This window comes from Anaerococcus marasmi, from assembly GCF_900290195.1.
GTDB classification, from domain to species: Bacteria; Bacillota; Clostridia; order Tissierellales; family Peptoniphilaceae; genus Anaerococcus; species Anaerococcus marasmi.
The window spans coordinates 222,032-232,500 of sequence record NZ_OLMF01000004.1 but is presented as its reverse complement, the minus strand read 5'-3'; the positions used below and the strand labels follow the sequence as shown (position 1 = coordinate 232,500).

General features: G+C 30.1%; 8 protein-coding genes (1 of these 8 cut by a window edge). All 8 read right to left on the bottom strand.

Annotation, left to right across the window (positions count from 1 at the left end):
* Positions 1-479 carry the 5' end (the start) of a hypothetical protein gene (locus tag C7D97_RS01285; RefSeq protein WP_105300343.1) on the bottom strand. It extends 730 nt beyond the left edge of the window, so 479 of the gene's 1,209 nt are visible here — the first part of the coding sequence; it begins with the start codon at positions 477-479; the stop codon falls past the left edge of the window.
* Positions 476-2,548, bottom strand: coding sequence for a ring-infected erythrocyte surface antigen domain-containing protein (locus C7D97_RS01280; protein ID WP_240308875.1), 2,073 nt, complete (start codon positions 2,546-2,548; stop codon positions 476-478). Before C7D97_RS01280 ends, C7D97_RS01285 begins: the two co-directional genes overlap by 4 nt.
* Positions 2,549-2,611: 63 nt before the next feature.
* Positions 2,612-4,405 carry an oleate hydratase gene (locus tag C7D97_RS01275; RefSeq protein WP_105300341.1) on the bottom strand — a complete coding sequence of 598 codons (1,794 nt, stop codon included), beginning with the start codon at positions 4,403-4,405 and terminating at the stop codon, positions 2,612-2,614.
* 99 nt (positions 4,406-4,504) lie between these two features.
* Positions 4,505-5,095 (bottom strand): TetR/AcrR family transcriptional regulator, encoded by a 591-nt coding sequence (locus tag C7D97_RS01270; RefSeq protein WP_105300340.1) that lies wholly within the window; start codon positions 5,093-5,095, stop codon positions 4,505-4,507.
* Positions 5,096-6,118: 1,023 nt separating this feature from the next.
* A complete protein-coding gene (locus C7D97_RS01260; RefSeq protein WP_105300339.1) occupies positions 6,119-7,930 on the bottom strand; it encodes an ABC transporter permease in 1,812 nt (603 codons plus the stop codon).
* Positions 7,914-8,609 carry an ABC transporter ATP-binding protein gene (locus C7D97_RS01255; protein ID WP_105300338.1) on the bottom strand — a complete coding sequence of 232 codons (696 nt, stop codon included), beginning with the start codon at positions 8,607-8,609 and terminating at the stop codon, positions 7,914-7,916. The genes C7D97_RS01260 and C7D97_RS01255 overlap by 17 nt, the downstream gene beginning before the upstream one ends.
* A 70-nt stretch (positions 8,610-8,679) precedes the next feature.
* Positions 8,680-9,720 carry a sensor histidine kinase gene (locus C7D97_RS01250; protein ID WP_205408046.1) on the bottom strand — a complete coding sequence of 347 codons (1,041 nt, stop codon included), beginning with the start codon at positions 9,718-9,720 and terminating at the stop codon, positions 8,680-8,682.
* Positions 9,721-9,729: 9 nt separating this feature from the next.
* Positions 9,730-10,416, bottom strand: coding sequence for a response regulator transcription factor (locus tag C7D97_RS01245; protein ID WP_105300337.1), 687 nt, complete (start codon positions 10,414-10,416; stop codon positions 9,730-9,732).
* Between the last annotated feature and the right edge of the window lie 53 nt (positions 10,417-10,469).

The window sequence follows — 10,469 nt, the reverse complement described above, 5'->3', positions numbered from 1 at the left end:
GTGAAATTATTTGACATAAATACATAAATATCTCCTGAGACTGTAAATAGCAAAATTTTTTCTTTACCTAGTTTATACATATATATGACTAGTTTATTGAAATTTTTAATAGCTTGACTTAATTCTATATGCTGCTTATTTTCTCCATTTCTTCTCATAAAATAAACTTTTTGATCTGCACTTGCTAATACAAATAAGTTTTCTTCAACGTGAAGGTAGCTTTTAAGATAAGATTGGAGCTTGTTATCTCCATCAATTTTAACTTCTAGTCCTCTTATCTTTGTTTGGTAAAGTTCTGGAGCATAGATTCTATAATAAGGCAACAATTCTTTAAGCATTTTATTTTCAAGCTCTTCTAACTCATCTAATTTTTCCTTAAAATTTCCATTAAGATGACCTTCTGCTAGGGTCTGGTCTAACTGAGCCCTTAGTTTTGTTAAATTTTTCTTATATTCATTTATATTAATTGAAAATTTCATTTTCTATTATTTTCCATATCTAGTAAATAATCTAAAAGATACTTTGAATGCTCCAACTTATTCAATCTTTGATCAAGCTCTTCATATTCTTCTATGGATATTATATTTTCTCCATCCTCATAAGCCTTCAAAAATTCAGGTATTTCACTTCTTTTTGGTTCTGGACCAAATATTATTTTTATTAAATCTAGATAACTTAAAGTTTCAATTTCTCCCCTGATATATTGGTAAGGCCTAGTCCTTAAATCATCATATTCTAGGACAACTTTTCCTAGATTTTCATTATTAATATCCCATCCTTCGGATTCTTTGAAAAATCCAAATCTTACTGCTTGGGTTAAAATATATGCCTGGTCTTTTGGATTTGTTATTGAACTAATAAAGCCATCCCACAAAGCTAAAGTTAAGTCTTTTTCTTCTCCTAAATTCCAATTATCTAATATTCTTAGAACATTTCTTAGTGATAAAACTGATTCTTTAAGCTCAGGAACATCTTCAGATGAACTTTCTTTTTCAGTCGAAATCCGTCTGCCCATAAAAACTTCTTGACTTACTCTAGACAACTGGGCTAGTCTAAATATTTCTTCTAAGCTTCGTGTAGGAGTTGGAAGGTGTAAATTCCCATTATTGTCGGCTAATCTTACCAACATAATCCTAAAAAGTTCATTTTTCTCTGGATTAGTTTGGTTTTTTAAAGATCCAACGGTATTTTGATTTACATAATTATATTCTAGTGTCAAAAAACGTGATTTAAAAGCAGGGTTAAGGTCGTTGGTTCCCTCATAACTAACTTGGTCAGTTGATAAGTTTCCTGTGCCTATTAGACCAAAACCTTTTTTTATTTCTACAGGTCCTATCCCTGTAACATAGGCTTTTGATCCAAATTTACTTTGTAATATATCATTTAGTCCTATTAAATTTTGCATAGCAATAGTATTTAGTTCATCTATAATAACAGGCCTACCATTTCTTACAGCTAGTAATATTTCTCTTTCTATTTTCTTTACCACTGTTCCATAAATTGTATTTCTAGCTATAAAAATTTCTGAAATACTATCCCAAACCTTACTTTTTATTATATCTTGCTTTTTTACCGGTATATTTTTAAGTTCCTTTTCATGTGTTTTTAGCCAAGTAAAATATTGGTCTACAACGTCATCTATTAATTCTAAATTACTTTCGCTAGAAGATGCTTTCTCTAAGGATAGAGTTTTTTCAACAAACATATCTTCATAGGTTAGATTATATGAACCTGATATAAAATAGGGATATATTTTTTCAAGTTCTGCCTGATTGCCTTCTTTTAGTAAATTTTTATAATAATTCCTTCTATCTCTATTTAATTCACTGAACTCTTCTATAGCCTCATCTTCAGTGGCTTGACAGTTTTCTAAAAACCATTTTTCCATTAAATCTTCTAATTCTTCTTGAATTATGTTTTCTAATGTAAATTCAATTGCTGCTTCTCTTGCTATTTGGGTTTTTCCACTACCTAAATGGCCTATTATATACACTGGCGTAGATTGCTTTAAAGATTCTATAATTTTTCTCTTTGCCCCTAATACATAGGGTACTTCTACAAGGTCTTGATTATATCCTGTTTGTATATCATTAATTAGTTGTCTATGATAATAATATCGCCAGGCATCAGGTGAATTATTTATTATTTCCCTGAGTTCTTTTGAATAAGAATTAATCTTATCTACCCTATATCTAGTAGCTTCGTTGCTCCCATAAAAATTGCTGTTATAATATTTTTGATTTCTTTTTCTCTCTACTTCTAAAAAGAATTTCTCATAGCTTATCAAATTTTCTAGTTCTTCTATTAATTTTTTTTGCTTATTCTCTTCATTTCTTAAATATTTTCTATATTCTTTTATTATTGCGTTTTCTGACTTTGATTCTTCTGTTTTATTTTCTTCTTTCCTAAATCTTTTATAAAATTCTCCTAAAATTTCCAAGTCATTTTCTTCATTTGACCTAGATTCGCTTCTTAAAATATCTTCATATATGGATTCTATTTCTTCTAAAGTAGGCACAGCTTGATTATTCAAGTTGTTATTCATCATTGGTCTCCTTAATAAAAAAATAATGGGACGATATATTATCGCCCCAAATGTGTTTATATATTATTAAATAATATTAAATTCTTTCAACATTTCCTCTATATCTGTTCCTTTTATAAGTTTTGCAACTTTGATTTTTTGAAGTGGGCTAAGAGGAATTTCAGGTTTTTCACCATCAGATAAAGCAACCATTCCATTTAGAAGATATCTTAAATCATATCTTGAAGCAAAAACTTCTGGAACAGCCTTTTCTACACCACAAAGTACATAAACTGCTTCCATTGCTGTTCTTCCGGAATATTCTGTAGTAAACACAGTATCTCTTCCTGGATCATCTAATGTTTCTGCAAATTGTCCAAGGAAAGCAAAGTTTACTCCACCTTTTGGAACAACTAGTGGTCTATCACCAAATTTTCTTGGCATAAATTGAGCTGTAATGTATGGCATCATAACTGGGACTGCAGTACAAGTTTCTGCAAGAGTATCAATTTCATTTACTGGTACTCCAATATGATATAACCATTCTTTAGTAATTTCCTTACCTGTACAATCTCTCATTTTCTTCTTGATGTAGTCACCTTCAACGTCTGAGAATAATCCATATACCCAAACAGCAACATCATTTTCCGGTTGTTCAGGATATTGTCCTTGTCTATTAATTGTCCAGCTCATTAACCAACTTGAATCAACGCAGGTTACAATACCACCAGTTACAGTTTTTCCACCATAAGGGCTTCTCTTTGTAATTTTTTCAATATATTTTGGAACTGAATCATCATGGCATGTTACTGTACATGATTCCCAGTTACTCTTTTCAACATCTGAGCAGAATACTTCAGGGCGACCAAAATCATCAGATTTTTTGGCAATGTTCTTCCACATTTCCCAGCAACCAGTTTGTTCATCGCTTAACTCAGCTGGTGTATTGTCATCACCATAGCTAGAATTTTCAGTTATTGAACCATTTGTTATAAATACTAGGTCATTTTCTGTTAAATCAATTGATTTGTCGTTGCCATTCTTATCTTCAGCTATAATCTTTGTAGCAACTTTTTTATTCTCTGAAATATCAAAATCAACATCAGTTACCTTTGTGTCATATTGGAATTTACATCCATGATCTTCAAGGTACTTAACCATAGGTTTTACAATTGAATTGTATTGGTCATATCTTGTAAATCTAAGTGCTGATAAATCTGTAAGACCACCTACGTGATGGATAAAACGATTCAAATATAATTTCATCTCTAATGCAGAATGCCAATTTTCAAAGGCAAACATTGTTCTCCATAGGGTCCAGAAATCTGAATTTAAAAGACCATCTGAGAATACATCTTCAATAGCTTTATCTTCAAGTATTTCATCCTTAGTCATACAAAGCTCAGCAATTTCTTTAACTTGATCTTGGGTTAAATTAAATTTATTATTGTCATATCTTTCACCTTGTTTGTGAGTAATACGGCAGTTACTGTAGTTTGGATCATCGTAGTTAGTATAGAAATAGTCATCTAATATACTCATTTCAGGATCTTCTAAACTTGGTATTGAACTCCAAATATCCCAAAGACATTCAAAACGAGCGCCTGTTTCTCTACCACCACGAGCTACATATCCTTTAGTATCCATGTATTCACCATCAAGTGATCCACCAGGTATGTCTAGTTGTTCTAAGAAAGTGATTTTCTCACCTTCCATGTGAGCATCTCTAATTAAGAAACAAGCTGCACTTAAAGAAGCGATACCTGTTCCAATTAGATAAGCTGATTTATTTTCTATTCCTTCAGGTTTTCTAGCTTTAACTAATCTTTCAAAGTCTCCATTAGTTAGCTTTAATCTTTTATCACGAGTTTTAAGTTCCATAACTTCTCCTTTAATAACTTAACATTATCATCTTATATATCTATTAAACCATAAAAAGAGAATGATTTCATCTACCAATATTAGTGGTTTGTGTAAATTTTACTCAATTAGAGGAATCTGGGTAAAGGAATCTAGTCTTTCACTCCTTTTTAATGACAACAAAATATTACCATCCATTAATTTTCCTAGCCTGTTGGTAATGACTACAGGATCAGTTTGCATATCGGTAGCTATCCATTGTATCAGTGCACTACTTAAAGCACACTGATAAAAATAAGATATTAGATTAATATCGACTTCTTTTGCTCTAGTAGCCTTTGATATATGTTTGACATATTTTGTAATAACTTCACCTGCCATAGAATATACATATTTTTCTACATTTGCCTTGTAGTCTGAATAGTAGATATGTCTAATAGCTTTTTTATTTTCTAGGATAAACTTTGCAGCCAAGATAAAACTATCTTCCCATGAAAGATTCTCATTAAATTCTTCAATCACTACATCTAGCTCTGACTCAAATATTTCTTTTATTAATTGTTCTAAATTTTCATAGTGGTAGTAAAAAGTTTTCCTTTCAATATCACACTTCTTAGCTAATTCAGTAACAGTTATCTTATTTAATGTCTTTTTATCTAAAAGATTCATAAATTCTTTTTTTATTAAATTTTTAGTATAGTTTTTGGTCATATAATTACGCCTTTCTAAAGTAAGTTATATTTAATATTTTCCCATTTAAAAGGTTTATCTAACAATTGTTATTTATCAAGGCATTAATTCATTAGTTATAACTGAGGTTTTCTAGCAACTTATCCCTTCTAGTATTTGTATATTAGCATCAGGCTTATGACTACCTATCTATAATCCATGCTACTCTATAATTAAAGCCAGTAACTCAATATCAAACCAGTACTAACTTTCAATGTCAGATAATAAAATATAAATTAAGAAGATAAACACGAAAATTTTAAAATATCTCCAAAATATAGTTAAAATATATTAGATTGATAAATGAAATTCATCTTTGCCTCAATGGCAAAGCTATTAAATTCCCAAACAAAACAACATCTGCGTGTACAACTGCATAAACCCGTGCACTTAAGTTATGAAATATAAATATTGATGAGATAGATATAATTGCTACGCTCAAAATGTAACACAAAACTAACCCATTTCTAATTCCATTATAAACAGAAATTATTAAACATATTAGAGGAATAATTACTAATATAACACTGATCGCAATTTCTGTGTATCCTATAAACCAAGGAATAAATAAAAGTCTATAGCAGCAGTAGATAGAACACCATGTTTTTTAACTTATCTATTAAATCAGTATCCTTTCAACTTATAATCTATCAAAGAGATTTTTACTTTCAAAGCTTTATTCTATTTTGACATCAGTACCATCGTCTCCACATGGTTTGAGTGGTCGGTATGGATAAAATTTCTTATTTTGAGGAATCCTCGTATCTGGGAATAAATTCAATTGTAATTCATCTTATAATTTATTATATCATTTTTGAAAAAAGAAAAAACAGCCCACAAAAAAGCTGTTTAAATCCTCTAATTGAACAAGTTATGATACTAGAACTGTAAACATTACATAAAAGGTAATAAGAGTGTTGGTAATTAACACTACAAATAACTTGTTTTTTCTTTCCTCCAAATATCAACCAAACACAACATTTTATGTTTTTTAGCAAGAATATCTTATAATTCATTTATATTGGCAGTTATGGACATCTTATTAATTCTCTTAATAGGTTTATAAGTTGAAAGAATTACTGAAATCAATATAAATCCTATCGAAATCATTGCTGGCAAAATTGGAAACTGCCAAACAGCATAGGAAAAGTGGTTTTCTATCAGTTTTGTGAAGATAATTTTATTCAGTAAAACACCAACTAATATCCCTATAAAACAACCAAAGAAACCATAGGTTACTGATTCTACTTTAATCATTCTCTTGATTTGAAGCTTATCCATACCCACTGCACGCATCATTCCATATTGTTTTATTTTTGAAGATACGCTAATGGATATACTATTGATACTATTTAATAGACTTACAAGACCGATAATTGCTATGAAACCATATACAAAAAACATAAATGCCATGTAGGTTCCTGTTGTCTTTTGATCTCGACGATCTCTTATTATGTTTTTATTTCCTATAAGTTTCTGAATTTCATTTATACTTTCATCCGAAAAATTCTCATCGGTCTGCAACATAACTAAGTTATACTCAACCTCATTAGTTATCTGTTTAAAAGTTTCACTTGAAGTTATTATTGTAGTTTTACCTCTAGTTTCACCATCGCTAGTAAATGGATCGTATTTCAATAATCCAGCTATTTCGAAATCTTCTCCGTTAATTTTTATTTTATCCCCAATCTCCTTATCGCTTTCCCTATCCCAAGTAGCTAAAATATAATGGCTTTTGCCAAATACCTTCGACAAATCACTTTTTTTCTTTAAAACTTTATCCTTTTTTAGACCTTTTAAATCAAAATCATCATATGAGATAATATCTATCTTTTCTTCACGGTTAGATTCAGATTCTAAAATAGAATTTACATCAAAAGCACTTCTTCTCCCATATACATTTTTTACTTCTTCCACTTTTTCTAATTTATCCAACAAATTAGGATCAATATTATTTGAAGTATCCTTGCTCATAATTGCTATGTCAGCCCTGGCAGAAGATTGTGGCATGATATAATTTACAAATTGTCCGAAAACTATAAATGTTAGAAACAAGATAATACTTAAAGCAAAGGAAGCTGACATTAGAAATAAATTCTTTTTATTCTCTATAGCATGATTTATTCCTAGTGATTTTTCGATGTTAAAAAACTTATTATTTACTAATTGTTTATTTCCCATGTTAGATTTTTCATTTCCAGAAAGAGCTACAATTGGTGAAATTTTAGAAGCTTCTTTAGCTGGTTTTTTAGCGGCGATTAAAACACTTGCAAGTCCTACCAGAATACCTGCTAGAATTCCAAATATACTTATTGTAAAAACAGGTACATTAGAAAATTCTTCTCCAACTATATATCTCAGCCCTCCACAAAGAATCCAAGTTGAAACAACACCTATTAATGTACCAACAGGAATAGATGTTTTACACCAATTTAGCGACTCTAGCCTAACAAATTTTTTAATCTGACCCGTACTCATTCCAAGAGAACGCATCATCCCAAAAAACTTAGTTCTTTGAGCAATACTATTATTAATACTTCCAGAAATCATTAAAGCTCCAGCTACAAGTATAAGTATAAATAATATTATAGCTATTGGTATTAAGGTTTGCCCCAAGTTACTCTTTAATACATCATTAAAACTAAATCCAGTATGTTTTAATTTCAATCTATCCATTTCCATTCGTAAGACAATTTCAGCCATACTAAAAATTGATGTTACCAAAAATACTGAAATAGCTATGCACATTAAAGTTAAATGATTCTGTTTTTTACGAACTTTAGCTGATATTGGAATTAAACTAAGATAACTTTTCATTTGTAGCACTCCCCTGATCAACTAGTATTCCATCCGAAACTCTTAAAACTCTAGTTGCTGATTGAGCTATCGAGTGGCTATGTGTAATCATGATTATAGTTTGTTCATATTTCTGTGAAGATTCCTTAAGTAAACTAATAACCTCTGAACTATTTTTAGAATCTAGGTTTCCCGTTGGTTCATCCGCTAGAATTAGAGAAGGCTTCGTTATAAGTGCTCTACCTATAGCAACCCTCTGTTGCTGACCTCCAGAAAGTTCACTTGGTAAGTGATTTCTTCTCTCTTGTAATCCTAATATATTTAATAGCTCATCAAGATACTCTCTATCTGGTTTCTTATAATCCAATAAAACAGGGAAGATTATATTCTGTTCCACAGTTAATTCTGGAATTAAATTAAATCCCTGAAAAATAAAACCTATATTTCTGCGACGAAATACTGTAAGCTCACTATCCGTCATTGTAAACAAATCTTTATTATTAATAATAACCTTGCCATCAGTCGGTATATCTATCGCACCTATTATATTCAAGAGCGTACTTTTCCCAGAACCTGATTCTCCTACTATCGCTATATATTCTCCTTTATCTACCGAAAAACTAACATCTTTTAGTGCATGCACTGCATTATTTCCTTTTCCATATATTTTAGAAATAGATTTAATCTCTAATAAACTCATAAAACACCTCTTTCATCTTTTATTTATAAAAAGAATAACAATCCAATCCTACAATTAAATTACTAAAAGACTACAATTTTGTAGGATTTCTAAAGTTTAAAAGAAATGTGGTTCCATATCCTAATTCACTAAAAACTTCTATTGTGCCACCATGTGCTTCGATAATAGACTTCGCAAGGGGTAAGCCTAAACCTATCCCTTGTGTTTCTTTTAAATGTCTGCTTCGATAAAATCGCTTGAAAATATGATAAAGATCATCTTCATGTATTCCTAAACCATTATCTGTAATTTTTATCTGTAAGATAGAAGAGAACTGTTTCCATTCAATTTTAACTATATCTCCGCTTTTGGTATGATCAAAAGCATTTTTCACAATATTATTTATTGCTTCCAATAGCCAATCTCTATCGCAAATGAGTTTAATTTTTTTATCTCCACATACTTGTAGGTACTTTTTTTCACTTTTTGCACGATATATAAAGTGAAGCTCTAAATCTTTAATCATCTCATACACATTTTCCTTTGATTTTTCAAGAACAATCACACCTGCGTCAAACCTAACTAATTTCAACAAATTTTGTACTAAAGTATTCATTCGATTAAGCTCATGATCTGACGCTTTACATAAATCTTTAATAGGATAATCTTTATCTACCTCATTAAAAATAAGTTCATTATATATATTTAAAGCTGCTAATGGTGTTTTTAGTTGATGAGATATATCAGATATAGTGTCTCTTAGAAATTTTTTCTCTTTCGTTTCACTCTTGGCACGTGCATCTAATATTAAAATCATCTGATTTATTGAATTAAATAGCCTATAAATTGTCCCCTCTCTTTCAGAATCAATCTGAATATTACTATTACCTTCAAGATACATATTGATCTGTTCTTCTGCATTTTCTATAATCCCTTCTTGGTGTTTTAAATAAAGATAAAAGACACCTAGTGTCACCATAGTAAAAATAAGGCCTATAAAAATTAAAGTAACAGAAATAGTTTTAAATTGTTTCCAAATAAACATTTGCACCAATATTGCATATAAAAAACTAACAACAAATATATACTTGAAATATTTTTTATTATTTTCGTCTGAAAACACGGACATCATTTTTCCACCTCAACAATAAACATTCCACTTATATCCCAAACCTCTAATGGTTTGTATCATTTTAGGTTGACTCGGATTATCTTCAATTTTTACTCTGAGCCTACGAATATAGACGGTCACAGAATTATTGTCTATATAATTACCATTAACATCCCACAATTTCTCTAAAATCTGATCTTTAGATAGAACAATATTGGTATTTTCCATTAAGAAGCAAAGTAACTTATACTCACCACCCGTTAGATCTAAAGCGTGACCATTTTTATAAGCTATGCCCTCTAATAAATGAATTTTGATTCCATTTGATTCTACTTCTTGACTAGTATATTTATATTTTTCTGTTCTCCTAAGGAGTGCATTTATTCTTGAAATTAAAATACTCAATTTAAATGGCTTAGTTATATAGTCATCTCCACCAATATCCAGACCCATAATCACACTTGTTTCTTCATCAGAAGCTGTTAGAAAAATAATAGGTACATCGGAATTTTCTCTTACTTTTCTACAAAATTCAAATCCTGAGCCATCAGGAAGAGATACATCTAAAATTAATAATTCATATTCATTCTTCGCCCATAAATCTAAAGCTTCGCTTATTGTTCTAGCTATATCAGCATTAAACCCTTGCTTCTTAAAAGAAAATGACAAACCATAAATAAGACTCTGATCATCTTCTAATAGTAATAACCTGCTCATATAAAATCTCCTAAAATACTCGATTTATCTCATTTAATACGTCATAAGTACTC

Bases quoted from the DNA above. Each gene is read 5' to 3' on its own strand.
- C7D97_RS01280 (WP_240308875.1), bottom strand. From the start codon at position 2,548: ATGATGAATAACAACTTGAATAATCAAGCTGTGCCTACTTTAGAAGAA.
- C7D97_RS01270 (WP_105300340.1), bottom strand. From the start codon at position 5,095: ATGACCAAAAACTATACTAAAAATTTAATAAAAAAAGAATTTATGAAT.
- C7D97_RS01260 (WP_105300339.1), bottom strand. From the start codon at position 7,930: ATGAAAAGTTATCTTAGTTTAATTCCAATATCAGCTAAAGTTCGTAAA.
- C7D97_RS01250 (WP_205408046.1), bottom strand. From the start codon at position 9,720: ATGATGTCCGTGTTTTCAGACGAAAATAATAAAAAATATTTCAAGTAT.
- C7D97_RS01275 (WP_105300341.1), bottom strand. From the start codon at position 4,405: ATGGAACTTAAAACTCGTGATAAAAGATTAAAGCTAACTAATGGAGAC.
- C7D97_RS01255 (WP_105300338.1), bottom strand. From the start codon at position 8,609: ATGAGTTTATTAGAGATTAAATCTATTTCTAAAATATATGGAAAAGGA.
- C7D97_RS01245 (WP_105300337.1), bottom strand. From the start codon at position 10,416: ATGAGCAGGTTATTACTATTAGAAGATGATCAGAGTCTTATTTATGGT.